Annotated in this window: 28 protein-coding genes and 5 pseudogenes; 18 read left to right on the plus strand and 15 right to left on the minus strand. The window is 59.3% G+C overall.

Going from position 1 to position 24,914, the window contains the following annotated elements; translation table 11 throughout:
• The first annotated feature begins 319 nt into the window (after window positions 1-319).
• Window positions 320-511 carry a helix-hairpin-helix domain-containing protein gene (locus OVA00_RS34200; RefSeq protein WP_110818993.1) on the plus strand — a complete coding sequence of 64 codons (192 nt, stop codon included), beginning with the start codon at window positions 320-322 and terminating at the stop codon, window positions 509-511.
• A 378-nt stretch (window positions 512-889) separates the two neighbouring features.
• Here the strand turns inward: OVA00_RS34200 and OVA00_RS34205 are convergent, their stop codons facing one another.
• On the minus strand, window positions 890-1,390 hold the full coding sequence (locus tag OVA00_RS34205; RefSeq protein ID WP_268090615.1) for a hypothetical protein: 501 nt from the start codon (window positions 1,388-1,390) through the stop codon (window positions 890-892).
• Window positions 1,391-1,848: 458 nt separating this feature from the next.
• Window positions 1,849-2,118: pseudogene (locus OVA00_RS34210) on the minus strand (MauE/DoxX family redox-associated membrane protein); the annotation flags it as partial.
• Here OVA00_RS34210 and dctP point away from each other — a divergent pair.
• Window positions 2,116-2,871 carry a TRAP transporter substrate-binding protein DctP gene (gene dctP / locus OVA00_RS34215; protein ID WP_268090616.1) on the plus strand — a complete coding sequence of 252 codons (756 nt, stop codon included), beginning with the start codon at window positions 2,116-2,118 and terminating at the stop codon, window positions 2,869-2,871. The pseudogene OVA00_RS34210 and the gene dctP overlap by 3 nt on opposite strands.
• Here the strand turns inward: dctP and OVA00_RS34220 are convergent.
• Window positions 2,807-3,263 (minus strand): annotated as a pseudogene (locus OVA00_RS34220) (TRAP transporter large permease subunit); the annotation flags it as partial. The gene dctP and the pseudogene OVA00_RS34220 sit on opposite strands and share 65 nt — an antisense overlap.
• Here OVA00_RS34220 and OVA00_RS34225 point away from each other — a divergent pair.
• Window positions 3,232-3,891 (plus strand): TRAP transporter large permease subunit, encoded by a 660-nt coding sequence (locus OVA00_RS34225; RefSeq protein WP_246811095.1) that lies wholly within the window; start codon window positions 3,232-3,234, stop codon window positions 3,889-3,891. The pseudogene OVA00_RS34220 and the gene OVA00_RS34225 sit on opposite strands and share 32 nt — an antisense overlap.
• A gap of 440 nt (window positions 3,892-4,331) precedes the next feature.
• Here the strand turns inward: OVA00_RS34225 and OVA00_RS34230 are convergent, their stop codons facing one another.
• Both OVA00_RS34230 and OVA00_RS34235 read right to left on the minus strand, forming a co-directional pair.
• Window positions 4,332-4,856 carry an IS30 family transposase gene (locus OVA00_RS34230; protein WP_268090617.1) on the minus strand — a complete coding sequence of 175 codons (525 nt, stop codon included), beginning with the start codon at window positions 4,854-4,856 and terminating at the stop codon, window positions 4,332-4,334.
• Window positions 4,765-5,043, minus strand: a complete 279-nt coding sequence (locus tag OVA00_RS34235) for a hypothetical protein (RefSeq protein WP_156553107.1) — start codon at window positions 5,041-5,043, stop codon at window positions 4,765-4,767. The genes OVA00_RS34230 and OVA00_RS34235 overlap by 92 nt, the downstream gene beginning before the upstream one ends.
• 225 nt (window positions 5,044-5,268) lie before the next feature.
• On the opposite strand from OVA00_RS34235, the gene OVA00_RS34240 reads away from it, so the two are divergent.
• A complete protein-coding gene (locus tag OVA00_RS34240) occupies window positions 5,269-6,492 on the plus strand; it encodes an ATP-binding protein (RefSeq protein ID WP_268091144.1) in 1,224 nt (407 codons plus the stop codon).
• Between the two features lie 153 nt (window positions 6,493-6,645).
• On the opposite strand, the gene OVA00_RS34245 is transcribed toward OVA00_RS34240, so the two are convergent.
• Window positions 6,646-7,044 (minus strand): helix-turn-helix domain-containing protein, encoded by a 399-nt coding sequence (locus tag OVA00_RS34245; RefSeq protein ID WP_244547899.1) that lies wholly within the window; start codon window positions 7,042-7,044, stop codon window positions 6,646-6,648.
• A gap of 27 nt (window positions 7,045-7,071) precedes the next feature.
• On the opposite strand from OVA00_RS34245, the pseudogene OVA00_RS34250 reads away from it, so the two are divergent.
• Window positions 7,072-7,284, plus strand: a pseudogene (locus OVA00_RS34250) (S-(hydroxymethyl)glutathione synthase); the annotation flags it as partial.
• A 146-nt stretch (window positions 7,285-7,430) separates the two neighbouring features.
• Here OVA00_RS34250 and OVA00_RS40140 read toward each other — a convergent pair.
• Window positions 7,431-7,593: pseudogene (locus OVA00_RS40140) on the minus strand (Tn3 family transposase); the annotation flags it as partial.
• A 78-nt stretch (window positions 7,594-7,671) separates the two neighbouring features.
• Between OVA00_RS40140 and OVA00_RS34255 the strand changes: the two are divergent.
• A complete protein-coding gene (locus tag OVA00_RS34255; protein WP_268090618.1) occupies window positions 7,672-7,983 on the plus strand; it encodes a hypothetical protein in 312 nt (103 codons plus the stop codon).
• Between the two features lie 146 nt (window positions 7,984-8,129).
• On the opposite strand, the pseudogene OVA00_RS40145 reads toward OVA00_RS34255, so the two are convergent.
• Window positions 8,130-8,315, minus strand: a pseudogene (locus OVA00_RS40145) (SMP-30/gluconolactonase/LRE family protein); the annotation flags it as partial.
• A 46-nt stretch (window positions 8,316-8,361) separates the two neighbouring features.
• Between OVA00_RS40145 and OVA00_RS34265 the strand changes: the two are divergent.
• The 9 genes from OVA00_RS34265 (at window position 8,362) to OVA00_RS34305 (ending at window position 13,676) form a co-directional block, all read left to right on the plus strand.
• Entirely contained in the window at window positions 8,362-8,715 is a 354-nt protein-coding gene (locus OVA00_RS34265; RefSeq protein ID WP_268090619.1) for an ArsR/SmtB family transcription factor, read from the plus strand.
• Window positions 8,712-9,152, plus strand: a complete 441-nt coding sequence (gene arsN2 / locus OVA00_RS34270; protein ID WP_268090620.1) for an arsenic resistance N-acetyltransferase ArsN2 — start codon at window positions 8,712-8,714, stop codon at window positions 9,150-9,152. Before OVA00_RS34265 ends, arsN2 begins: the two co-directional genes overlap by 4 nt.
• A gap of 15 nt (window positions 9,153-9,167) precedes the next feature.
• Entirely contained in the window at window positions 9,168-9,695 is a 528-nt protein-coding gene (locus OVA00_RS34275; RefSeq protein ID WP_060520386.1) for an arsenate reductase ArsC, read from the plus strand.
• Window position 9,696: 1 nt separating this feature from the next.
• On the plus strand, window positions 9,697-10,755 hold the full coding sequence (gene arsB, locus OVA00_RS34280) for an ACR3 family arsenite efflux transporter (RefSeq protein WP_268090621.1): 1,059 nt from the start codon (window positions 9,697-9,699) through the stop codon (window positions 10,753-10,755).
• Window positions 10,756-10,757: 2 nt separating this feature from the next.
• Window positions 10,758-11,180 (plus strand): arsenate reductase (glutaredoxin), encoded by a 423-nt coding sequence (gene arsC / locus OVA00_RS34285; RefSeq protein ID WP_268090623.1) that lies wholly within the window; start codon window positions 10,758-10,760, stop codon window positions 11,178-11,180.
• Window positions 11,155-11,883, plus strand: a complete 729-nt coding sequence (arsH, locus tag OVA00_RS34290) for an arsenical resistance protein ArsH (RefSeq protein ID WP_268091145.1) — start codon at window positions 11,155-11,157, stop codon at window positions 11,881-11,883. Before arsC ends, arsH begins: the two co-directional genes overlap by 26 nt.
• Before the next feature lie 236 nt (window positions 11,884-12,119).
• Window positions 12,120-12,347 carry a GDCCVxC domain-containing (seleno)protein gene (locus OVA00_RS34295; RefSeq protein WP_077961967.1) on the plus strand — a complete coding sequence of 76 codons (228 nt, stop codon included), beginning with the start codon at window positions 12,120-12,122 and terminating at the stop codon, window positions 12,345-12,347.
• Between the two features lie 106 nt (window positions 12,348-12,453).
• Window positions 12,454-12,645 (plus strand): DUF6494 family protein, encoded by a 192-nt coding sequence (locus tag OVA00_RS34300; protein ID WP_060520389.1) that lies wholly within the window; start codon window positions 12,454-12,456, stop codon window positions 12,643-12,645.
• Between the two features lie 260 nt (window positions 12,646-12,905).
• The gene (locus OVA00_RS34305) at window positions 12,906-13,676 is read left to right on the plus strand and encodes an SDR family NAD(P)-dependent oxidoreductase (protein WP_268090624.1); all 771 of its coding nucleotides are present in this window, start codon (window positions 12,906-12,908) and stop codon (window positions 13,674-13,676) included.
• A gap of 55 nt (window positions 13,677-13,731) precedes the next feature.
• Here the strand turns inward: OVA00_RS34305 and OVA00_RS34310 are convergent, their stop codons facing one another.
• From OVA00_RS34310 to OVA00_RS34320, 3 genes are read right to left on the minus strand one after another with little or no spacing between them, the layout of a single operon-like run.
• Complete coding sequence (locus tag OVA00_RS34310; protein WP_268090625.1) at window positions 13,732-14,538, minus strand: sulfite exporter TauE/SafE family protein; 807 nt, start codon at window positions 14,536-14,538, stop codon at window positions 13,732-13,734.
• 56 nt (window positions 14,539-14,594) lie between these two features.
• Window positions 14,595-15,794, minus strand: a complete 1,200-nt coding sequence (arsK, locus tag OVA00_RS34315) for an arsenite efflux MFS transporter ArsK (RefSeq protein WP_442780582.1) — start codon at window positions 15,792-15,794, stop codon at window positions 14,595-14,597.
• Between the two features lie 19 nt (window positions 15,795-15,813).
• Window positions 15,814-16,155: an ArsR/SmtB family transcription factor gene (locus OVA00_RS34320; protein ID WP_060520391.1), complete on the minus strand. Its 342-nt coding sequence runs from the start codon at window positions 16,153-16,155 to the stop codon at window positions 15,814-15,816.
• A gap of 43 nt (window positions 16,156-16,198) precedes the next feature.
• Here OVA00_RS34320 and OVA00_RS34325 point away from each other — a divergent pair, with 43 nt between their 5' ends.
• Window positions 16,199-16,720, plus strand: a complete 522-nt coding sequence (locus OVA00_RS34325; RefSeq protein ID WP_268090626.1) for a DUF6428 family protein — start codon at window positions 16,199-16,201, stop codon at window positions 16,718-16,720.
• Between the two features lie 760 nt (window positions 16,721-17,480).
• Here the strand turns inward: OVA00_RS34325 and OVA00_RS34330 are convergent.
• From OVA00_RS34330 to OVA00_RS34345, 4 genes are all read right to left on the minus strand, one after another.
• Entirely contained in the window at window positions 17,481-18,269 is a 789-nt protein-coding gene (locus OVA00_RS34330; protein WP_268090627.1) for a hypothetical protein, read from the minus strand.
• 112 nt (window positions 18,270-18,381) lie between these two features.
• Window positions 18,382-19,611 (minus strand): alpha/beta hydrolase, encoded by a 1,230-nt coding sequence (locus OVA00_RS34335; protein ID WP_268091147.1) that lies wholly within the window; start codon window positions 19,609-19,611, stop codon window positions 18,382-18,384.
• 123 nt (window positions 19,612-19,734) lie between these two features.
• The gene (locus tag OVA00_RS34340) at window positions 19,735-19,947 is read right to left on the minus strand and encodes a hypothetical protein (protein WP_268090628.1); all 213 of its coding nucleotides are present in this window, start codon (window positions 19,945-19,947) and stop codon (window positions 19,735-19,737) included.
• Complete coding sequence (locus tag OVA00_RS34345) at window positions 19,944-20,750, minus strand: DUF2092 domain-containing protein (RefSeq protein ID WP_268090629.1); 807 nt, start codon at window positions 20,748-20,750, stop codon at window positions 19,944-19,946. The genes OVA00_RS34340 and OVA00_RS34345 overlap by 4 nt, the downstream gene beginning before the upstream one ends.
• A gap of 894 nt (window positions 20,751-21,644) precedes the next feature.
• Here OVA00_RS34345 and OVA00_RS34350 point away from each other — a divergent pair.
• Both OVA00_RS34350 and OVA00_RS34355 read left to right on the plus strand, forming a co-directional pair.
• Window positions 21,645-22,307 (plus strand): hypothetical protein, encoded by a 663-nt coding sequence (locus tag OVA00_RS34350; protein ID WP_268090630.1) that lies wholly within the window; start codon window positions 21,645-21,647, stop codon window positions 22,305-22,307.
• Window positions 22,308-22,357: 50 nt separating this feature from the next.
• Window positions 22,358-24,811 (plus strand): arylsulfatase, encoded by a 2,454-nt coding sequence (locus OVA00_RS34355; RefSeq protein WP_268090631.1) that lies wholly within the window; start codon window positions 22,358-22,360, stop codon window positions 24,809-24,811.
• Window positions 24,812-24,914: the final 103 nt, after the last annotated feature.

Raw genomic sequence — 24,914 nt, forward strand, 5'->3', positions numbered from 1 at the left:
CGCCGGGGAGAGCAAGGCCATTGGGGCACTTTCGTTGCTTTCAGATCCGGGCGGATCGTGAAGGCGTCATCCTGATGGGGGGACTCAGGGCTGCCACAGGCGAGAAACGCCGACGGCGTCATTGAGTTCCTGCCTTCGCAAAAAAAATGGCCCCAAAGTGCAACCAACGGGGCCGAAGAGTGTGCTGTGCCAAGAAGCCCGGGCAGGCGAAAGGACCACTCGGGCTCATTCTAAGACTATCACGTGCGGCGACTAATTCCGAGCCTTTTGGAGAATCCTACAAATTGCGCGTCGGGCGAAAGCCTGATCTGGTGCGGGCATGACCACGAAGCTTTCAGACTTGAGGCTGAGAAACCCAAAGCTCCTCGGCGAGCTCAAACGACGGGGGTTTGAGACCGTCGACGACATGAAGCACGTTCCCACGACGGACGCGTTGCGGATGAAGGGAATGGGCGCAAAATCGTGGCAGAAAATCTGTGATGCATTGGGCATAGACCCTGCAAAGACGTGAGGCCTGAAAGCCATTAGCGGGCCCCCTCCTTCGAAATCAGTTCATTGAACTTCTCGATATTCGCCCGCGGCTGTAAAGACTTTGAGCATTCTCTTCACCTGCGTGGAAAAGCTCCTCTACCGCTGCGTCCTGGGCGGTGGTATCGCCAATCCGGCGGCTAAGTGGATGGCGATGGCGCATGTTCCGGGGCGTGTCTAGCCCTGGCTTTTGGGCACGCCGGTTTTGCGCAAGCCCGCCCGACCTCTACCCTCTCGCGTCGCCGCAACTTGGGTGTCGCTAGGTGAACTGTCCTCAGTTGCTAAGGGAATGCGGGCGGTGCCGAACCAGATAGCGCACTCTAGAAGGGAAGTTTCATCCTTGTTCCCAAGCCGGTATTCATCAGCGATGAAGCTTGCTAGGCGGACGGCGCGCTTGCTGAAATGTGGAATGCGAGTTTTGGCGCAGGCCGTTTAGAAGACTTTTCGTATCAAGGCAAGATCTCGGGGACCAAGATGTTGAATTGCGAGTTTGGGCGGTATGTGCACTGACACCTCCTATGAATGAAGCGGGTGCGCGTCGAACCGGACTTGGAGGAAGCTCAAAAGGTGAACGTGCGATTGCGCCACCTTCATTCTCCCACCGATTGATGGCTTCCGTTTTCGTTTGGGCTGCAATTTGATTTTGTCCGCCTGGCGCGCCGCTCTTCCCAAGAAAGGCGGTCAGTTGCGCCTTTGTCAGTTCGCCCCGCTGAATGGCGGCCGTCAGGAATCGCGCCAGAGCAAGCTTTTCGGCGCGTTCATCTCTTTCTTTGGCTTCGAGATAACCAGCGGCTTTTAGTATTTCAACCAAAAGGCTGATGTCTTCGGCGTCTATATCTAGATCTGGATCCTTGGAAGACAAGCGGCCTCCTTCGCGTGGGGCGGCAGGCGGCCCGCGCTAGTTCTAACGCGCTATACTATGCGCCCAATGGTTCAGAGATTCTACGGGTGTGCTCGGAAAGGCGACTCTAAGAAACGGCCTCGTCGTGGGGGGCGACGAGGCCGGCTACACGACGTCACTAATGGTGAAGCCGTCAGGCGCCTTCAGTCTCCGAAGGGCGGGGATCTAAATGCGCATTAGCTTATATAGGAGGCGTAGAATTCGCTTCCAAGGGCAGGCCAGAAAAAGAATGGCCCCGAAAGGCGATTAAGGGGCCATGAGAGTGTCGTGGTTCTGCGGGGCCGGCAGGATGGAACTCGCCAGCCCACCTATTCAATCTCTGAGGTTGAAATTGGTTCCTTGCCAGCTTGATTTTCTCCTCGTAGCCGTCGCATCGTAACCCATGGCCGAGCCCTACCAGCCCCGTTACATAGGACATGCTATCCCTCTATTCGATTGATGAGCATCCAGACCGCCATAGCAATCAACATTAGGTTTTCAGTGAGTGAGATAAGGCCCAACGGGACATTGCTGTCGCCGCCGACGCAAGCACATTTCAGCTTACGGCGGTCAATGTAAACGGCCTTGAAAACGGAAATGGCACCAATGGTGCCGATTACGAACGCAACCGGAATTGCAAGCCACAACCATACGCCAGCGATCATCAGGATACCTGCAAGGGCTTCGCCGAAGGGGTAGAGGTAGGCATGAAGCGTTTTCTTATTGGTGCATTTGCCGTCGTCACGGCCATCGGCCTTGCCGGCACTGCGCTTGCGCAGGAATTCACGTTCCGCTTCCAGTCTTCGGACCCGGCGGGCAACCCGAACTTCGAATATCAGAAAGGTTGGACCGACCTCGTCGCCGAGCGCTCCGGCGGCAAGGTGAAGATCGAGCTTCTGCCGGTCGGTTCGGTCGTGGAATATAACGAAACGCTTGATGCGGTTGCAGGCGGCATTCTCGATGGTCAGATCTGCGATTCGACCTATTGGGCCGGCAAGGATCCGGCTTTCGGCCTGATCTCCAATCCGGTCGGCGCCTGGTCCGATCCGGCGCAGATGATCGACTTCGTGGAGAACGGCGGTGGCAAGGAGATCATGCAGGAATTGCTGGGCTCCTACGGCCTGCATTTTATCGGCGTTTCCACTCCGGGGCTGGAAGCGTTCGTCTCGCGTGTGCCGCTTGATGGTGTCGATGATCTCAAGGGGCTGAAGATGCGCGCCCCGGAAGGTCCGATTGCCAACGTGTTTGCAGCCTTTGGCGCTGCCCCGGTCAATCTGCCGTCCTCCGAAGTCTATACGTCGATCGACAAGGGCGTCGTCGATGCGGCCGATTATTCCGTATTCTCGGTCAATCAGGCGCAGGGTAGGACGAACATCGGCACCGAAACGAATACGAAGTTAGCCGGAGTTTCTCTTCTGTTGGGATCGGCGTCATATCTACCGGCGGCACAACGCCGGGCGTAAAGTAGGCGCACACGAGAACATAGGCTACATAGAACATCGCCAGCATGAAGCCAGGCAAGAAGGCTGCCGTGAACAAATCACCGATAGAAACGTTCGCCGTCAGGCCATAGATGATCAGGACGATGGAAGGCGGGATCATCGTGCCGAGCGAACCGCCCGCGCAGACGACGCCGATCGCCAGGTTGCGATCATATCCGAGACGCAGCATCTGCGGCAGCGATAAGGCCGAGAAGAACGATCTCGCCGCCGATGATACCGCTCATGGCAGCGAGGATCACCGACACAAAGACGGTTTGAACCGCAACGCCGCCGCGTATTCGGCTGGCAAAAAGCTTCATGGCATCGATGAGGTCGCGTGCGATGCCGGAGCGGTCGAGTATCGCGGCCATAATCCTTAAGGGTCTTGCCCTGCCGGTGCTTGTCGTCTTCGTTGTTCTCGGCTCGATATATGGCGGCATCGCGTCCGTAACTGAAGCCTCCGCAATCGGAGTCGGTGGGGTCATCCTTTCGACCATTCTGCGGGGGGAGTTCTCATATAGACTGCTGCGCGATGCGGCGATGCAGACGCTATCGACTGTGGGCATGATCGTCTGGATCGGCATAGGTGCCACGGCCATCGTGGGCGTCTACAACTTGATGGGCGGCGTGAATTTCGTTTCTGGCATGATCACCGGCATTTCCGATAATCCGACTGTGATCGTGCTGGTGATGATGTTGATCCTGTTCGTGCTGGGCGCCTTTCTGGGTTGGGTCGGGATAGCCCTTCTCACGATGCCGATCTTCGTACCGATCATCAAGTCGCTCGGCATGGACCCGGTCTGGGTCGGCGTTCTCTTCTGCATGAACATGCAGGTGTCGTTCCTGTCGCCGCCCTTTGGGCCGGCCGCCTTCTACCTGAAGTCAGTGGCCCCTCCGGGCATTACGCTGGGGATCATCTTCCGGGCTCTTGTTCCGTTCGTCATGTTACAGATCCTCGCCGTCTCCATGTTGATCGCGTTCCCGGGCATTACCGGACGATAACTAACCCATGTTTCCTTCAATCGTAGTCGATTGACGGTGTCGTTTGGCTGTTATCCGTCAGGACCATACAACTGGCCGGTACGTAGACCTCGCTCCCGAGGAACTGCGGCATTAAAGCCTTAGCCAGGCTCGTTGGGGAGGAGAGCTGGGCGTGACCGTGGTTCCGCCAAGACGAAGAACATCGAGCGGCTCTCTGTTCGTCGAACATAGCCTCGGTGCGGAATAAGATCCGAGGGTCTCAGTTATCACAGCGGCTCTGGTTGCCAATGCCTCCAGGTCCAATGTTAACCCTGGAGAATCTAGTCCAAGTGCAACATTTCCGTGTGAAGGGTAGGGCATCACGCGCACTCTCGCAAATGCGCTATGAAGACCTCGGCGGGTGTGCGGTAACCCAGGCACTTGCGTGGCAGCGCGTTCAGATGGTGGACGAGCGCGCCGAGCTATTGCTGGGTGACGGCGGTGAGATCGGTATCGCTGGGCGTGAAGCGGCGGCTGCGCTTGTTGGCGTTTTTCCACCGCACCTTTCCGCTACGGCGCACTGGGGTCGCAGAACCAGCTCCGCGCGCCGATGCCATCTTCCAAAGCCCTAAAGCGGCGAACTCCGTGCCGCGATCAAAGGTGAAACTCTGCCGGGCAAAGGCTGGCAAAGGTGAGAACGTTTCGATGATCTCGTCCATGATCGGTCTCCAGCGCCGGCTCGGATTCTTGATCATCACGGTGTAGAGGCTTTTGCGCTCGACCAACGAGATCAGGTTGGCGTTGCCGAAATCACGTTCGAAGATCAACAAGTCGCCCTCCCAATGCCCGAACTGCGAACGATCATCAATGAAATCAGGGCGTTGCGATATCCTGCAGGCAGCCGGAAAAGTGCCGTCACGGGGTTTCCTCGAGCTGCGGGGGGCGGCGTTTGCTGCGGCCTTCCGCCAGATGCTGATGGAGTTCCAGCGCCTGATCTTCCTTGCCATAGATGAAGCGATAGATCGTCTCGCTGCAGACCCGCACGGCGCTGACGCCATCGGCGAGCAGACGACCGGCAATCTGTTCCGGTGACCAAGGTGTCTTCAGCTGCTCGATCACCAGCTCGCGCAATTGCGGGTGCCGCACAAGCTTCCTCAGGCGCTGCCGCCGCTCTTTGTGGATGTCGTACGCCAACGAAAGCCCCTTCAGAAAAGGCTCCTGCTTAGCCGAAATTTCTTACCCCCACCTTTTTCCCACTCCCCTTGCATGGCCTGTGGCTTCCCTCATGCCGCAATCTGACATGCCACCCACTTCTGGTTTCGAGTTTCAATCAGTCGCCACGTAGATTTCAAATCGTCACTCCTTGACTTTCAATTGGTCATCGCCGTAGTTTCAAACAGTCATCAAAGGATGGAAGCTGTGGCGCTGTATCCAAGGCTCGTTGAGCAACGCGTTGCCGACGCCCTGTCAGACACGCGAGTCGTACTGATCGTAGGTCCCAGACAATCAGGAAAAACGACGTTGGCTAAGAAGATGGCCACCGAGGGGATGGAGTATTACACGCTGGATAATGCAACCATCCTGGACGCAGCGCGACAGGATCCCGTTGGCTTTGTAAGAGGTATGGATCGCGCCATCATCGATGAAATTCAGCGCGCGCCCGAACTGCTGTTGGCCATCAAGGAAAGCGTGGATACCGACCAGCGCCCAGGGCGGTTCCTTCTGACCGGTTCAGCCAATCTCATGACGTTGCCACGCGTGGCAGACTCGCTCGCAGGGCGAATGGAGGTTGTTCGATTGCTGCCGCTTGCGCAAAGCGAGATCAGAACCGCCGGCAGCAGCTTCCTGCGCGACGCCTTCCAAAACGAAGCCAAGGCCGGAGAGCCATTCTTCGGAGACGACCTCATGGCTGCGGTTCTGGCCGGTGGATATCCCGAGGCGCTGGCCCGCAAAACCTTGAACCGCAGACAGGACTGGTATGCGGATTATATCCAGGCGATCGTTCAACGCGACGTTCGCGATGTCGCGCAAATCGAGCAGATTGCTCAAATGCCGCGCCTCCTACGCATCCTGGCAGAGCATTCGGGACAGCTCGTCAACTATTCTGGAATTGGCGCGGCCATTGGGATGAACCACATTACAACGCAAAAATATGTCGGCATCTTCGAGAGCCTGTTCCTCGCTCGAACCGTACAACCCTGGTTTTCGAACAAACTAAAACGCCTCACGAAAACACCGAAAATACATTTCCTCGATTCTGGTCTTCTCGCATCCCTTCGTGACCTCTCTCTCGACCGTCTCCACGGCGACAGGGGTCAGTTCGGGGCATTGCTGGAGACTTTCGTTTTTGCCGAGATCCTTAAACTCGCCAGCGGCGGGCAAACCCGCTTCGAGTTTTCGCATTTTCGAGACAAGCAGCAGAACAAAGTCGATATCGTCATCGAAGATACAAGGGGGCGGATCGTCGGTATCGAAATAAAGGCGGCAGCATCCGTCTCGAATTCCGATTTTTCCGGATTGCGAATTTTGGCCGAAGCATCCGGAGAACGGTTTGTTTCGGGCATGGTCTTGTATGACCACCACAAAGTGGTCCCTTTCGGAGAACGTTTGTCCGCTGTGCCAATATCGGCGTTGTGGCGGTAGCGCGTGAGAATTTCGCTCAGTATTCAGACCCGAGCATTTTTGAGACTTCCAAGGTCTCGATAACCAATAGGCCTCAGGTTCGATTCCCTTCAAGGCGAGGGAATCGTCTCGCAGACGCTGAGAAACGTGCCAAGCAGCAAATCGGTCAACCTCCTATGACGGAAGTTGCCTTATCCAATCGTCGAATCCAGCGTGTGGGGCCTGTACCGCCAGACCCGTATTCGGTCGTCCGTCTGATTTCACCGATTGCCTAAGCTCCCGTGCGCTTTGCCTGTACTGCTGTTTGAAGGCGCGGGCGAAATGATCGCCTCTCAAAAATCCGAAGTCGGCCGCAATGTCGGAGATGCGGCGCATATCCCTGGGATTGGCCAAAATAGACCTAATCCGCTCGAGCCGACGGCTCTGGATGTAATGGACAACGCCACCTTCCGTTTCGAACAAGCGATAAAGCGTCCGGCGGGATACGGCGACAATGTTGCAGATCGCATCGATGTTCAGCGTGCTGGCGTCGAGGCGAGCCTCGATATAACGTTTCGCGTGACGCAGTAGCACGAGCTCGAGGCCGGGGCGCGCAGCCCTCCTGAGCGCTTCCAGGAAAGCGGCTGGGCGAAGCCCGGGTTTGCCGCCTTCGTCTCCTCGATCATCGAAAGCGGCTACGATCCAGCGAAGATGGACGGTGTGCGCGCGCGGCTGCGCGAGCTAAGACTTGAACCCTATGATTGCCTCAACCCGGTCCTGATGGATGTGATCGCCACATGGGCAGCCAAGAAGAGCGGCGCGCTCCCCAATTGATCGAAGAGACGCTCTTCAAACTCGATCCGTGTTCGGCTCGTTTGGAGCTCGCCAGCTTCCGTAGCATTGTGTGCTCGGCGAAGTTCGCCGAGCACTTCTAAAGCTTGCCGCGTTTATGGACGACGCGGCCGGTGTAGATTGTGTTCCGAGGCGCTGACGGTGCGCGGTGCCAAGAGAGGTCATCAGGCGCAGGATGTCGTCACAGTGCCCACGAAAAAGATCGGCGTCGATGCGGTCACCCGTTACGTTCTGAAGGATGCCATACTGCTTTGCGGGACCGCAGCCATAGAGACATCGCCCATCCCGGTCGACTAGGAAACGACTGACAAGCTCAGGGGTCATTGCCGAAAAAATTGGAACCAATCCGGCCACCCGAAGGTTTGATTTGTGGGTGTCAACACTTCACCCGCTTTCAGAAGCAGCGGGAATCCGATCGGCGCCTTTAGATCCGTCCTTAACGCACTTTCAGCAGTGACCGTTTTGGTCTCGGCGGCGGTCTTTACCCAGCCGGCGAACGCTGAGGACAAGGATCGTTGCCGCGTTGCTTCGGGCGACGACACGAACCAGAAGAATCTCTCAGAAAAACTGGACGATTGCGATGGGGTGTTGAAGCCCCCTCGCGTCGGCGACACTGAAATCACAACACCGGCGCCTGATGTCGGGAAAACGCGGGTGATGGGCCCCGGCGAATTGCAATAGAGCGTCGCCGATGGCGGGTAAGCCTGGCTCAAAATGCTAAGAGTTCTGTGGCCGCTATATCCGACTAAAGTCGGCTTACGGCGGGCGGCGTGAAACGGCGTTGAGCACCGGGATCCAGCCACAGGCTCTCCAGCGGAGCCGTCGGCGGGTGCAAATCGGACCACACATCCGCCGCCGGCGACGCGGCAATTCCAGATGAAGCCTTCAGCATCCACACAGGAGCCGTCCGGCAGACCTCGCTCAAAACCAGCCGATGCCGGTTCTGCGCCAGCGTGAAATCGAGAGGGGGCCTTGGCGGATTTCGATCCGCCAAGTTTTCTGGCACTCAACAAAGCCGACGGAGGTTGACACGAAAATAGTATCCGTTATTCTGGATATATGGATAGCAATACAGCAATCGCGGCGCTTGCCGCACTCGCCCAGTCTACCAGGCTCGAGACGTTTCGACTTCTCGTCCGACACGAACCCGATGGCATTCCTGCCGGCGAACTCGCTCGGCTTCTCGATGTGCCGCAAAACACCATGTCGGCGCACCTTGCGACGCTGTCGCGTGCGGGCCTGGTTTCAAGCGACCGGCAGAGCCGTTCGATCATCTATCGGGCGGACCTTCAGGGGCTGCGCAACCTGACCCTCTTCCTGCTGAAAGACTGCTGCGGCGGCTCGGCGGAACTCTGCGCGCCGCTCATCGCAGAACTCACACCCTGCTGTGCTCCCGAGGTGAAGCTGTCATGAGCGACATCAGGCTGGAGCCAGTCACGGGGAGCGATCCCGAATTGAAACTGGCGCTGTCGGCTTCCGGTCTTCCAACCGAAGACCTCGAAGACACTGGGCGCTCGTTTTTCAAAGCAGTTTCCTCAGATCGCGGCACGGTTGGCTATGCTGGCATCGAGGCGTGCGGCGACGACGTGCTTCTCAGGTCGATAGTCATCTTGCCCGAGCATCGTGGCAAGGCGCTTGGAAAATCGCTGACCAGGGAAACCCTGAAGACCGTCCATGTGAGCTCGGCAGTCTTCCTGGCGACAACCTCCGCCGCACCGTTCTTTGAAAGCCTTGGCTTCGTTGTGGTCGAGCGGGCCGATGTGCCGCCCGCCGTTCTGGCAACCCGTCAACTGTCGGGCATCTGCCCGGCATCGGCAACGATCATGAAACTCGACAGAGCTCCGACCTAACCACGGAACACAACCATGACCGACAAGACTTACAACGTGCTCTTCTTGTGCACGGGCAATTCCGCACGTTCTATTCTCGCCGAATCCATTCTCAACAAGGAAGGCGGCGGGCGCTTCCGGGCGTTTTCCGCTGGCAGCCAGCCCAAGGGCGAAGTCAATCCACATGCCCTGAAGGAACTGGACGTCCTCGGCTATCCGGCGACCGGCTTCTCGTCGAAGAGCTGGGACGTTTTCGCACAGCCAGGCGCGCCCGAAATGGACTTCATCTTTACCGTCTGTGACAGCGCGCACGGCGAGGCCTGCCCGGTATGGATCGGGCATCCGATGACGGCCCATTGGGGTGTGGAAGACCCGGCTGCGGTTGTCGGCTCCGAGGTCGAAATCCAGCGCGCCTTTGCACAGGCCGCTCGCTTCCTCAAGAACCGCATCATGGCCTTCATCAATCTGCCTCTGGCCTCCATCGACCGCCTGGCGCTCGAGCAGCACGTCCGTCAGATCGGTTCGCTCGAAGGCGCTTCCGTCAAGTCCGCAAAGGTCGAGTGAAATGTCTACGTTCGAACGCTACCTCACCATCTGGGTCTTCCTTTGTATCATCGTCGGCGTCGCCCTCGGTCATCTGATGCCCGGGGTTTTCCAGGTCATCGGTGCGGCAGAGGTCGCGAAAGTGAACTTGCCCGTCGCCATCCTGATCTGGCTGATGATCATCCCGATGCTCATCAAGATCGACTTCCGCTCGTTGGCGCAGGTCAGCACGTATTGGCGTGGCATCGGCGTGACCCTGTTCATCAACTGGGCCATCAAACCGTTCTCCATGGCGCTGCTCGGCTGGCTATTCGTGGGCTGGCTGTTCCGTCCTTATCTGCCGGCCGACCAGATCGACTCCTATATCGCTGGCCTCATCATCCTCGCGGCCGCCCCCTGTACCGCGATGGTGTTCGTCTGGAGCAACCTGACGCGCGGCGCGCCGCTGTTCACGCTGTCTCAGGTGGCACTCAACGATGCGATCATGATCGTCGCCTTCGCGCCGATCGTCGGACTGCTTCTCGGACTGTCGGCTATCACCGTACCGTGGGACACGCTCGTTCTGTCGGTCGTCCTTTATATCGTCGTCCCGGTCATCATCGCTCAGGTCCTGAGAGCGCGGCTGACCGCCGATGGCACGGCGAACGCGCTGGACGCCATGCTGACGAAACTGCAGCCGCTTTCGCTCCTCGCCCTGCTCGCGACGCTCGTTCTCCTCTTCGGCTTCCAGGGCGAGCAGATCATCGCACAGCCGACGATCATCGCGCTGCTGGCCGTGCCCATCCTGATCCAGGTCTACTTCAACTCAGGCCTGGCCTATCTCCTGAACCGGATGTCGGGCGAGCGCCATTGCGTCGCCGGGCCTTCAGCACTGATCGGAGCCAGCAACTTCTTCGAACTTGCGGTTGCCGCGGCCATCAGCCTGTTCGGCTTCCAGTCAGGTGCTGCGTTGGCAACCGTCGTCGGCGTGCTCATCGAAGTTCCCGTGATGCTCACGGTCGTCTGGGCCGTGAACCGCACCAAGGGCTGGTACGAGGCAGCTCCCGCTGTCTCCCGGAACACCATCACTGAAAGGACATGACAATGGACGCCACCATCTATCACAACCCCGCCTGCGGCACGTCCCGCAACACGCTGGAGATGATCCGCGCAGCCGGGATCGAACCTGATATCATCGAGTATCTCAAGTCACCGCCGTCGCGCGACGAGTTGGCAAGGATGATCTCCGATGCCGGATTGACCGTCCGACAGGCGATCCGCGAGAAGGCTACGCCTTACGCGGTACTGGGTCTCGACGACCCGAAGCTGACGGACGACCAGCTTCTCGACGCGATGCTGAAGGACCCGATCCTCATCAATCGTCCGTTCGTCGTCACGTCACTCGGCACCAGGCTTGCGCGACCCTCCGAGGCCGTGCTCGACATCCTGCCGGATGCCTTCAAGGGTGCCTTCTTCAAGGAAGACGGCGAGCAGGTCCTCGATCAGGAGGGCAAGCGCGTTGTCTGAGACTTTTCCCGCCTTGCAGGAGCGGCATCTTCGCCAACCTGACATCGACGCGTTGCGTCCGGCGTTCTCGACGCACAAGCCGCGCATCCTGATCCTCTACGGCTCGCTCCGGGAGGTTTCCTACAGTCGGCTGCTCGCGCACGAAGCCAGACGCCTTCTCGAGCGGTTTGGGTGCGAGGTGCGGATGTTCGATCCGAGGGGGCTGCCGCTTCCCGACGAGGCGCCGGTCAGCCATCCGAAAGTGCAGGAGCTGCGCGACTTGTCGCAATGGTCGGAAGGCCAGGTCTGGGTTAGCCCCGAGCGCCACGGCGCGATGACGGGCATCATGAAGGCCCAGATCGACTGGATTCCCCTGTCGCTGGGATCGATCCGGCCGACGCAAGGCAAGACGCTGGCGATCATGGAAGTCTCCGGCGGCAGCCAGTCCTTCAACGCCTTGAACCAGATGCGCGTGCTCGGCCGCTGGATGCGGATGATCACGATCCCGAACCAGTCGTCGGTCGCCAAGGCCTACCAGGAGTTCGACGCCGACGGCCGCATGAAGCCGTCGTCCTACTACGACCGCGTCGTGGATGTCTGCGAGGAACTGGTGAAGTTTACGCTGCTGACACGGGACGCCTCGGCCCACCTTACAGACCGCTACAGCGAGCGGAAGGAGCACGCGGCCGAGTTGGAGAAGCGGGTGTCACTGAGATCGATTTAGTCAAAGGCCATCGGCAATGTTCCGATAGCGGCCATCTTGCAATCGCAATGGCCGCTGTTTGGCCAAAGCGAACCAACGCCTTGTCCGCTTATGGCGGCCCATTGCAGCCTTTCGAAAGACTGACCTAGCGCTCATGACGCAAAACTATGCACGAGGCGATATTTCCAATAGGCTATTTAGCAATGGATGACGGGCGTCATCTGAAAGCATTCGTTGCCGAGGCACAAAGTGTGACCATACAGCTTCGATCAACCCTCACCTGTCCCAATTGCGGCCAGCGGGCTACGGAAACGATGCCCACCGACGCCTGTCAGTTTTTCTATGATTGCAATGGATGCGGTATGATGCTCCGGCCAAAATCCGGGGACTGCTGTGTGTTCTGTTCCTTTGGCGACGTGCCTTGCCCGCCAATCCAGGAGGCCAAACATAACAACGGAGCCGCAAGTTGTTGCGTCGGTTCCTAACGTGGGATGAGAGGCAAGGCTGACATCCCATTGGGCTATGCCGGCGCATTCCGGGCGATAGACAAGCGCCCACGCTGCTCCCTCACGGACGCCGAGGAGTTCCACGATGAGCGAAGACGCCTTCAACATGTCGATCCGCAAGTTCCTGAAAGAAGTCGGTGTCACCTCGCAGCGTAAGATCGAAGAGGCGGTGCGCGGGGGGCAGTTCGGCGGCGAGAAGCTGAAGGTGCGCATGACGCTGACGGCGGAGGGCACTGGTCTCAACCACGTGGTGAACGGTGAGATCGAACTTCCATAGGTCTGGCGAAAGCATGGATCGAAACGCCCAGGCCGATACCCATCAATGAGACCAAGATCGGTCAGGCATCGCGCCCGCACTGAGCCGGAAGCTTCTATCTCCCCACCGAGCCAAGGCTAGAGCCCGCGCACCACTGCCCCAAGGTCTTTCTCGACGAGCGTGACGTTGGTCGGACGGACTTCACGTGCGCGACATGAACAGAACAACTGGCATCCGCACGCCGACGCTGCAATAATTGAGCTTCATCGAGGGAGGCAATGATGCGGAAGAGTACGCCGGATTTCAGCCTTGAGGGCAAGGTGACTTTGGTGACGGGCGCGAGCCGTGGCATTGGACGTGCCTGCGCACTTGCCTGTGCTGCAGCAGGCTCAGATATTGTCTTGGGGGTCCGCGATGTCGCAGCGTCAGCGGGCCTGATCGCCGAACTCGAGGGCGCGGGACGAAAGGTTCTCCCGGTTGAACTGGACATTCCCAAGAAGGCCCATATCGCACAAGCCGTCGACGCGGCGGTTTCTGCATTCGGTCGGATCGACGTCCTCGTCAACAATGTCGGCGTGGCCCCGGGCAATCTCGCGGAACTCGTTGAGGAGAAGGACCTTGACGAGATACTCGATGTCAACATCAAGGGCACCTTCCTGATGACACAGGCAGTGGGCCGTCACATGATCGCGCGAAATGGTGGCCGGATCATCAGTATTAGCTCACAAGCCGGTACGGTCGCACTGCGCGGTGAGGCAATCTATTGCATGAGCAAGGCGGCAATTAATCACCTCACGCGCTGCCTTGCAGCCGAATGGGCACGCTATAATGTCACCGTAAACACCGTATCGCCGACATTCATCCACACGGATGGTACAGCACCGTTTTTATCCGATGCCGAAAATCGCAAAGCGACGGTCGATCACATTCCACTCGGCCGGATCGGGGAAACCGATGATGTGGTGGGTGCCGTAGTCTTCCTTGCATCGCCGGCTGCGAGCCTGATCACCGGCGCGAACCTGCTGGTGGACGGCGGATGGTCCGTCGCCTGAGGCCACGGGGCCGAGCTCGAAAAGCGCGTCAAATTGATCTAGGGAAGAAATCCTGTCAGCCGTGCCGCCAGACCTTCACGGCTGACAGCAACAAGATCACGGCGAGTGCGGGAAGGAGGATCGAATTCGGGACAATGCCGAGGAGTAGACCGCCGACAAACGTCCCCACCACCGATCCCGCGGCCATGATGAGGACGAACACCCTGTTGCGACCCAGAGCCGAAAAGCTCTGGTCGCGGCTGTAGCGGGTAAAGCCCACCAGTATTGTGGGAAGGCTCACCGCCAGTGAGAGGCTACCGGCGAGCTTGATGTCCGCGCCGAAGAGCAGAGCCAACGTCGGAATGAGCAACTCGCCCCCGGCGACGCCCAGCAGCGACGCAACGATGCCGATCACGAAGCCGGCGGATATTCCGGCGACGATCTGCCAGTTTCCGGTCAGAAGCGGTTGACCCGCCGAGGTGCCGTGGCCAAGCACCAGCACGACGGCGATCGCGACAAGAAGAACGGATATCACCCTGTAGAGGGTCTCAGATTTCAACCGTGTGGCCCATCCTGCGCTGAACCAGGCACCGATCAGGCTTCCTGCAAGAAGGTTCAGTACGATCGGCCAATTCGATGCGATCTGACTGAAAGGGATCGTGCCGGCTCGAAACGGCAGGGCGGAAGACACGACGACAAGGCTCATTGCCTTGTTCAGGATCACCGCCTCGAGGGCCGCGAAATTGAATGCGCCGATGAGCAGCGGCAGACGGAATTCTGCCCCTCCAAGCCCTATCAACCCGCCGAGTGCGCCGATGATGGCGCCGCCGCCGAAAGCGGCCGGACGACTGCGTGACGTCGTCGATTTGATCGGAGTGTTCACGGAGGCTCGGCTTTCATGGCGATGATCCGCGGACTCTTATGTACGCTCTTCCATTATCAGGCAACGCGGTCGCGACGCACCGATGAGGCGACAGCGACGAACGCCAGGATCCCAAGCGTACCCAGCGCGGCGATCACGAAAAGCGAGAGGGTTGTCCCGAAGTGGTTCATAGCGGCCGCGAACGCAAACGGGGCGGCCGCGCCAGTCGCCAACCTTGCCGCAGCCATCTTGCCCGTGATCGCGCCATAGCCAGCGGACCCGAAGAGATAGAGGGGCAAGCTCCCCTGAGCGATGCTGTTGATCCCTGACCCAAGGCCAAGACAGATGGCGAAAGCCACCGCACCTGGCAGCCAATCACCTGACACCCCGAGTATTACCGCGCCAGTGACCATGAGAGCGGCAGAGACAATCGCAAGCGCGGGCGGCGACAGGCTCTTTCCGAAGACCATGTTGATCAGGCGGCTCATAACCTGGGCCGGACCAAACAGGGAACCGATCACGACCGCCGCACTGCCAAGTCCGATCGCGCCGAGCATCGGCACCATGTGGGCAAGGATCGCGGCGAGGGTGAAGCCCGAAAGAGAGAAGGCAAAGGAGACCAGCAGCATGCCACGGCGACGCGCCTGGGGTTCGAGAGCGCCGACAACGACCTCGCGGGTTCTTGTCTCGTCCGTTTTGGAACTCAGCCTTCCGGCACGCATGATCCAGTAGTGTAGGGGCATGCAGACGATAAGGTTCAAGACGGCGAACACCAGATAGATTTCCCGCCAGGTCAGATATCCGGTCAGTGCCGCGGCGATCGGCCAGAAGATGGTGGAGGCAAAGCCGCCGATGAGTGTCAGATAGGTGATGCTGCGGGACGCGGTGCGAGGTTCGCTTTCGACCAGTGTTGCGAAGGCCGCCTGATACTGGACCATCCCGGAGGACACTTCGAGCAGGACAATCGCAAGGACAAAGAGCGACACAGACGGCGACCATGCACAAAGCACCAGCGTTAACGCCGCAAGGGCCGACCCCAGCGTCATCACCGTTGCCGCACCGATCTTGTCCATGTGCCTGCCGATGAATGGAGCAGACAGGCCGCCGATGAACAGCGAGACCGAGAAGACGGCGAAGACCCGCTCCAGGCTGATGCCAAGGTCTTTGGCCATTCCGGGTGCGAGGATGCTGAAGGAATAGTAGAAAGTGCCGTAGCCGATGATCTGCGTGACACCGAGAGCGGAGACGATGCCCGCCGGAACCTTGATCGTATGCAATGACGTGTTCCTTGACGGGCTATGCTTCGCTTGAACAGCAACTGGCGGATCGCTCCACGGACCCGCGGATGCCGGGATGCCCCGCGCAGCAGTCTTCCATCAGGAAAGTCACCAGATCGGCCAGCGTGTCGTAACTTGCGTTATAGACGATCGAGCGCGACTCCCGGCGTTGGGAGATGAGGCCTGATCGTTCGAGTTCCTTGAGGTGGAACGAGACGTTTGATGGAGAGACGCCCATGCGTTCGGCAATCGCGCCGGCGGCCAGACCTTCAGGGCCGGCGATGACCAGGGTCCTCACGATGGAAAGTCGGGTTTCCTGTGAAAGCGCGGCGAAGGAGGAGAGGGCTTGACGATCATCCATATTTCAATAATCCTTGAATCATTGAAATTGAGGATAGCCACAAATGAGCGCGATCGACAATAGCCAATCCGACAAAACCGATATCTCGCTTGGGGAGTTGCTCGGCAGAGCCGCAGAGACACCGGACCTGCCCTTGGTCTTCCTGTATGACGGAAAGCCCGTGAAGCCCGGCTATCACGTGACCGAGGTCAAGGCTGGCCAGTTCTCCGCGCTTGATTGCGGGGCAAATCCGGAAGCCTGGTCGGAGATTTTCGTGCAGCTATGGGACATCGAGGAGGGCGAGCGGACCCATATGACGGCCGGGAAGTTCTCGGCCATCGTCCGCAAGGTTTCGGAACACGTCCGTCTCGACGGGTCCGCCAAGCTGACCTTCGAGGTGAGCGATGGCGTCCGGCCGATGCAGTTGTTCTGCGCGAATACTCCTGTCGCGGAAGACGGCACTCTCCAGGTCGCGTTGACGCCACGGCCTGCGAGCTGCAAGCCTCGGGACCGCTGGTTGGCCGAACAAGCTGCTAAAGAAGTCTCTTGCTGTGGTTCCTCCGCCAGCTCCAAGTGCTGCGCATAAGGCGGCGCAAACGACCCGCATCAGCGTTCCGGCCGCCCCTACTCCTCGAAAGCCCTTCCATCTACCGACTTTATGTAGCGCAGGATAGCAGTGACGCTGTCGAAGATGGAACGCGCTTCGCTTGAAATGCAGCTTCCCGGTGACCGACGCGAGGAGTTCGTCATCAGCATCGACACGGTTCATGTCCGAAGTGCTGATCCTAATTCAGCGCAAAATTTCGAGCTCGTTGTGGCCCGATGCGGCCGCAGCCGTCGGGGTGATGTCGGTGGCCGCTTTTCGCGACGAGCAGCACCGACGAAACCGCAATCCGAGATCGAACTTTGCATGCCCTTCGGCAGGAAGGGTATCGCGGTTTCGGCGACGTCACCGTGATCTCGGACGGCGCCGAAATCCTCAAGCGCCTGCCCCGGGCTTCGCGTCGCTACGACACCTGCCGAGTCGACGGTAAATTCGCTTGTTGGAAAGCGGATGGTCAAGAAGCAGCAGATGTGATAGTCGCTCCACGGCGCTCACATGCTCATGCAGGTCCGGACGGCCGCGTTGAACGGCGAACTTCGCGATCGCTTGAGGGCACCATTCCGACAGCCAGAACCGAACGTGCCTTCGATATTCAAACCCAAGCCACCCTTCCTGCGCGCCGCCTGACCCCAGAGAAGTTACGGTCTCGTGGTGAAATGGGTCGAGATGCTGTGCGCTGTGCTCACTCGACTTGGTGCGTGTAAATCCCGCGCCGGGCCAAGTGCTGGGAGGATTACAATGCCTAGAAGCGAAACGCGACGCCGATGATCGGCCCCTGCTCGACGACGTCGAAGACAAACCCGTCGTTGCTGTAGTCCACACCCACGGCGCGGTAGCCGGCGACCGCCGAGATCGTGTCGGTGAACTTGTAACCGAGTGCTAGAGCGACATCCCAGTCGAGATCGGCACCACCGCCGCCGACGAGTCCCCAGCCTGTTAAGTAGATTTCCGGGGTGAAGAAGTAGTTCCCTCTAACCCCGGCGAGGGCGTCGACCCACGTCGCCCCATCGTCCGTTTCGCGCCCGCTGAGAAAGCCGCCATTGAACGCGATGGTGGTGTCGACCGACCACACGCGGACGCCGCCGACGACATCGAGACGACCCGACTGGTTCTCAAGTACGGAATATCCGGCTCCGAGCAATCCGGCGAAGGTCTTTGAGGTCACGTCGACGCTGTCCGCCAGGATACCCCTTCTCGTCGTCGCATCCGCTCCGAGCTTAGTGTACATGATGTCGGCGAAGATGCTGAAGCGGTCGTATCGCGCTTCACCCGCCGCCATGAAGGCGAAATCGAGGTTTTCCAATATGTCGTCGAAGCTGGAGTCGATATGCACTTCAGGAAGACCGAACTGCGCCAGGTCGCCAGAAAGCCCGGCTGCCCAGAAGTAGGGAGCAACGGTATAGGTCCAGCCGCTTTCAGTCTCGACCACCTTGGCTTGCGGAACAACCGGCGCGATGTCCGCCGAAAATGCTGAAGACGCGACACCAAGACCGGCGCACACGACGGCGGCCCGTAACACTGAAACCCGCATGTATTCCTCCTATACCTGAGACGGAATCGCCGTCTCTCTCACTCTTCCGATCGAAAATGCCAGTAAAAGCTGGTCATGCCTATGTCTGTTACAGTAGCCTCTATCCGCTACATCAACGTTTGCAGCTCGGCGTCGGTCTGGTCTGGTCGCAGTCGTTGGTCGCGGCCGGCCGCGTGCCTCTCGACCCCGACAGAGTTCCGACATGGGTGGCGTAGTTGTCGCGAGTGTCCTGATCGACCACCGCAACAGGCGCGGCGAGGACTAGGCCGGCGACATTGCCAGCAGCCGCCGCAGCCCCGGTGGTCGCCACCAAAATCTGGTCGCCAAGTCCGACGTGACTGTCGGTCAACGTCTGCCCCTCGGAGATACGCTGGCCAATAAGTTGCACGATCTCAGGCGACTCCGCGAACTTGCCGTGGTTCATGCGATCGCCGGATTTGATCTTGGTGAGGTCGATCACCATGATCTTGTTGTCCTCGAGCTCCTTCTTGAACGGGGCCTGCTCCGGATCGATGGCACCAAGCCGGGAGACGTCGCCCCAGACCCGGCGCGAGAAGGCCAGCGCCTTGTCGTCACGGGAGACAAACAGCGTGAACTGCGGGTGTTGCTTTCCCATGTCGGCGATCTGCTGGCGGAACACGTCGACGTCGACGTCGGGAGCCGCCAGCATGACGTTTCTGAACTTTTCAGGCAGCCGACCATTGCGAATAGCCATCTGCCGCAACGATTCCAGCGCCAGCCAGTTGCCCATCGAGTGCGCGAGGATCGAGACCTCCTTCACCTCCGGATCCTTCGCCAGATACTGGAAAAGCGTCTCCAGGGCGTTGCGCGTATAGTTGGTGCTCTCACGGTCATAGCCATAGGCAAGCAGGCTGCCGCGGGACGGCCATGTCACCAGGATGGGCGCACTATGGACGCCGGAATCGTGAACGATCTGCGCGAAGCGGTAGACCGCATCCTCGAACCGGTTGTTAAAACCGTGAATAAAGACAAGGACGCTACCATCGGGCGTCTTCCTGACGCTCGCACTCAGCCATTTCTTGGCCTGGTCCTTGTTGAGATCGTCGGCCTTCACGGTCGCGAAGTCGGTCGCCGGATTGGATGGCAATCTCTTCGGCCAGGCGACCTGTCCTTCCTTGCGAACCTTGCTAGGCGGAATCGAGATCGTCATGTCGGCGAAGGCCGGGGCCAGCGCACGTTCTCCGTTGAACATCTCGCCTGGAACGGTCGACCGTGTGCGTGTCGTCGCGATCAGCATGTCTACCTTTGGCGACTGCGGAGACGTGTCGGCGACCGGCGTCAGCACATCCTTTGGATGGCCTCCACATCCGGCGAGCGTCATGATCATCAAACATACGGGAAGCCAACGAAGCCAACTCGTTTGCGTCGACGCTACGCTACTTTGACTGCCCACAGATCGCCCTCACAAAAATATGCCAACAGACAGCCCCTCGATCGCCTCGTCCTAACAGTAGTAGACGCCCACCGCGCAGCGCCTGACCGTGCGCCGTGCCACCCCGGCGACGCTGACCGGTGTCAGCGGCCGGCCGATCCGGGCTTCGGCCGGGGTTACGATGACGTCTGGCAAAGGGATTGAGAATTTCTCGGCGACCTCAATCCCGGAAATGACAACGGCCGCGGCAATCAGGAGAACTCTCACGCGTCCGAAAAGGGTCATTGCTTAGCTCCTTTTGCGAGGTGATCGGGAAGCTCGTCGGTGTCCTTGAGCTTCGACAGATCGACCTTCTTGGCGTCCGTGGTGTTTTTGAACATGTAGTCTGCCGCCACAACGTCGGTGCCCGTCTTCCAGTCGCTGATCTGGATGCTGTATTGCGGTCCCTGATCGATCTGCGTCGCGGTGATCACATACCTGCAGGGGTAGGGATGTTCGCCTTGCGCGATCCATATCTGCCAGTCGACCTCCTTGGTGCGGAAGGCGAGGTGGTCGCATTCGGTTCCGCCGATAACGCCGCTGCCGAGATCCTTCACGTCCGTCACGCCGTCCATCAACGTGCCGTAGACATCGGGTGACAGGAGGTCGGCACCGGGAACAGGCCGATGTAGCTTGTCGCGCATCTCGTCGACCAGGTGAGCGATCGTTCCGGGCACGTCGGCCTGCGCATACAGATTGGCGTCCTTACCGAAAACGGTCGCCGTCTTGCCGTCGAAGACCATCTCGACATTGGTGAAGCCGCCGTGCCGGGTGACGCGGAGCTTGTCCGGTCGGACCATTTCTACCTTGCCGGAACTTGCGAGCAGGATCTTTTGATGCTCGGTGGTGACAACTTCCAAGTTGGTGTCGTAAGCGAAGGAGATGGCCTTCTGGGAGGCGAGATAGTCGGACATCGCCTTCATAAATTTCTTGGCGTCGGCGTCGTCGGCAAGGGTTGCTGACAACGATCCGGACCCGATCACGCCAAGCACCCCGGCCGCGAGTGCGATCGCGAACCGATACTGAGATCTTCCTGATGGTCTGGTCATCGATGCATGCCCTCCCGAGTGGATCGTTGCAATCCGGTGAACGGTAAAGTTGGGCGACGGAAAAATCCCGCAGCATCTGGTGGCATATGTACCGTCACAGCCCCACACGCAGCGAGCTCCCAGCGGAACAGGTTAAACGGAAGCCGTACCCCCGAGCATAGCTTGTCTCATTGCTGCGCTCTGTACAACAGTATATTCTAAAATAACCAAAATAGTCCGGTTTGGACTGGGGGCTTTAAAATGAGAATCGGTCGCAGCTTGCTCGCGGGAGCGGGTTTCCTGGCAATTGGTTGCGTGTCAGTGCTGGCTCAAGAGGTGAGCGGGGTACCGGGCTCACTTGGAGCAACAACGATGTCGGCGAGCAGAGTGACGTCGAGTGGAAATTGGTGAAGCGCAGCCACGCGGTGCGGCGCCTTCGACTATCCGGAGGCCGTCCACAAGGCGAGAGGCGGCTGGCATAATTCTAAGCGGCCCGAGAACCATTCGCCGGAACGTGGATAGTGCGGCCGCGCTGCAGGACTGCGAAGGGACCGCAACAGGACGTTGAACGCTCTTCAAGCCTGAAGGAACTCTGTGAGTCTCTGTCCGGACTACCGTTGCAGCGAATTACGCCACAACCGACGGCCGCCAAGCACTACTTATTTGCGTTGAATTGCGCCAGATCAACGTAAGGGACTAAAATACGCGACAAGAATGGAGCGCGCCGTGTTTGAGGGACGCCGTGGCGTGTTGGGGGAACGCGATGCTTCATGCCCATCTGAACAAGAGATCGTCAGTGGACCGGCCAAACTTTGTCGGCCGCGAACGGCATTTGTGCCTAAAGCTAGAGCAGCTTCCAAAGCATAGTCTCGCGATAGTCGCCGCAGTCGATGCGGACATTAAGGGAGGACAAAGATGGTTATCGGAGGTGTATCGCGACTCGCGCTGATCGTCGCTGTCGCCGGGTCACTCGGCGCGACAGGTCCGGCAGTTGCCGAAAACGCAATCAAAGCGCCCGCCCAAAAATCGATCGGCACGGCCAAGCAGGAAATCGTTCCGTCCCTGATCGTAATGAACTCCGAAGGCGCAAGCCTCAAGGGAATGACCCTGACGCTCAATGGCATTTCGCCCAACTCTATCATGTTCGCTGATCGTCCGGTGCGGTCGGCTGGTCACGGGTTGACCGCGCACCTTTTGGAAGAGTGGGCGCCGGGCGGCGGTTTTGAGAAGGATCTGCCGAACGCAACGGTTTCGGTGTTCGATGAAGAGGCGTCGATCGTTGAAGATGCGGTGGTAGTCCTCAAGGAACCGAAGCTCTCTGGCGACACGCTCACCTTCACCGTCGAGGTTCTTGAAAGCAACATCGAGAAAGCGGACGGCCCGGCGTCGATCTTCATCGACATCATCGGGTTGCCGCGCACTCCGGCATCGTTCGCGGGCGTGGCCCGGCGCACAGCTTGGCGCGGCGCCTGGTATGCGGGCGCGGCGGCCGGCGCCGCCTACGGAGCTGTCCCTGGCTACCGCCCGCCATACCCGCCTCCGGCCTGCGGCTACTATCCCTATCCGCCCTGCTACTAGGTCGGAGAGGCTGAGCTTGCGCAGTCTTTTGCACCACACGGGAGGAGAAAATGGACATGTGTAGAATTGCTCGGAAAGTAGCGCTTGGGCTTGTCGCTTCCGTTGCGGCGCTCCTGTCCGGCGTGACCCTGTCGGCAGCACAAGAGGTGGTCTCGGGCGAGCCCGGCTCGCCGAGCTCGACGACGACCATCGACGGGAAGCAGCTCCCTCCGACGCCGCCGAAATTCGGCGGCGTAATCAAAGAAGATGCCAAGGATTCAAAGCCTTGGTGGCCCCCGACGGTTGTGCCGCCCAAGGGTGCACCCAACGTACTGCTGATCATGACCGATGACTCCGGTTTCGGCGTGCCGAGCACCTTCGGCGGCGTCATCCCGACACCTGCCCTCGACCGCGTCGCCAATGCGGGATTGCGATACACGCAGTTTCACTCGACCGCACTCTGCTCACCAACACGTGCAGCGTTGATCACCGGCCGCAACCACCACTCGGTGGGTTTTGGCCAGATTAGCGAAATGGCTACCGGCTTTCCGGGGTATAACTCCATCATTGGTCCGGACAACGCCACCATCGGCGGAATCCTGAGCGACAATGGCTACGCCACATCTTGGTTCGGCAAGAACCACAATACACCTTCGTTCGTGTACAGCGCGGCGGGGCCGTTCGACCAATGGCCGAGCGGCATGGGCTTCCAATATTTCTATGGCTTCATGGGCGGCGAGACCGACCAGTGGACTCCCTATCTCTTCCGGGACCACACCCCCGTTTACCCGTGGATCGGAAAGAAGGATTATAACCTCATCACCGACATGGCGGACGATGCAATCCGCTATATGAAGGAACTCAATGCCTCGGCGCCTAATAAACCGTTCCTCCTCTACTACGTCCCCGGCGCGACGCACGATCCGCACCAGCCGACCAAGGAATGGATCGACAAGATCGGGGCAATGCACCTCTTCGATCAAGGCTGGGAGAAGCTGCGCGAGCAGATCTTCGCCAACCAGAAGCGGCTCGGTGTGATCCCGGCGAACACTCAACTTACCCCATGGCCCGACGAGTTGCCGAAGTGGGATTCGTTATCTCTCGTGCAGAAGAAGATCGTGACCCGGGAGGCGAATGTCTTCGCGGCCTATACGGCCTACGTGGACAATGAAATCGGCCGCGTCATCCAGGCAGTCGACGACATGGGCAAACTAGACAACACGCTGATCATCTACATCAACGGTGACAACGGCACGAGTTCCGAGGGCACTATGATGGGCACGCCGAACTGGATGGCCGCCGCCAACGGCGTGCTCGAATTGCCCGAGGCCGAGTATCTGCGCTACTACGAGTCATGGGGGTCCGACCAGACATATCCGCACATGGCAGTACCGTGGGCCTGGGCATTCGACACACCTTTCAAATGGACCAAGCAGGTCGCGTCGCATTTCGGCGGCACGCGGCAGGGCATGGCGATCTCCTGGCCTGGCCATATCAACGACGTGGGTGGCATCCGCAACCAGTTCCACCACGTGATTGACATCGTGCCGACGATCCTCGATGCGGCGGGAATCCAGGCGCCGGATATGGTGGATGGCATCGAGCAGAAACCGATCGAAGGCGTCAGCATGGCGTACACCTTCGACAAGGCGAATGCCAACGCACCTACGAAGCGTGCCACCCAGTATTTCGAGATGTTCGCAAATCGCGGAATCTACCACGACGGCTGGTATGCCTGCACGACCCCACCCGCGGCGCCCTGGCTCTTGGGGACGAAGCCGCTTCCGCCAGTCGAGCAATACAAATGGGAGCTCTACAACATCGACGAGGACTTTTCGCAGGCCAACGACCTCGCCGCAAAGAACCCCAAGAAGCTCAAGGAAATGCAGGCGCTGTTCCTCACCGAAGCTGCGAACCACCAGGTCCTGCCGTTGGACAACTCGGTTTTGCCGCGTATCCTCACGCCTCGACCAAGCGGTACAGCCGGGCGGACGGAGTTCACCTACACGGGTGAGAACATGGGAATTCCAGTCGGCAACGCTCCAAGCATCCTGAACAGGGACTACACGTTCACCGCCGACATTACGATCCCGACAGCCGGCACCGAGGGAATGATCGCCACCATGGGCGGCCGTTTCGGCGGCTATGGACTGTACCTGCTCAAAGGGAAGCCGGTTTTCGTCTACAACCTGCTGAACCTGAAGCGTTACCGCTGGGAAGGCGGCGTCGGCGCTGAGGACTGGCTGGGCTCCTCGCTCGAACCGGGCAAGCACACCATCGTGTTCGATTTCAAATACGTCGGACCGGGTTTGGGTAAGGGCGGCACCGGCGTACTCTCGGTCGACGGCAAGGTCGTGTCGAAGCAGACCGTGGACCACACAATCCCCTTCCTGATGTCACTCGATGAATCAATGGACGTCGGAGTGGATACCCGCACGCCCGTGGACGACAGCTACACGCTGCCCTTCCAGTTCACCGGCAACATTGACAAGCTCACCGTCAAGATCGGCCGCGAGCAATTATGAAACGGACGACGGGCGGTATCGATACGACACCGACGTCGAGGACCACGACGACCATGTGGCCTCGCGTTCACAGGCAAGATCAAGCTGAACATCGAGCGGTCCA

Origin of the sequence: Ensifer sp. SL37 (assembly GCF_026672675.1) — a bacterium.
Lineage (GTDB): Bacteria > Pseudomonadota > Alphaproteobacteria > Rhizobiales > Rhizobiaceae > Ensifer > Ensifer adhaerens.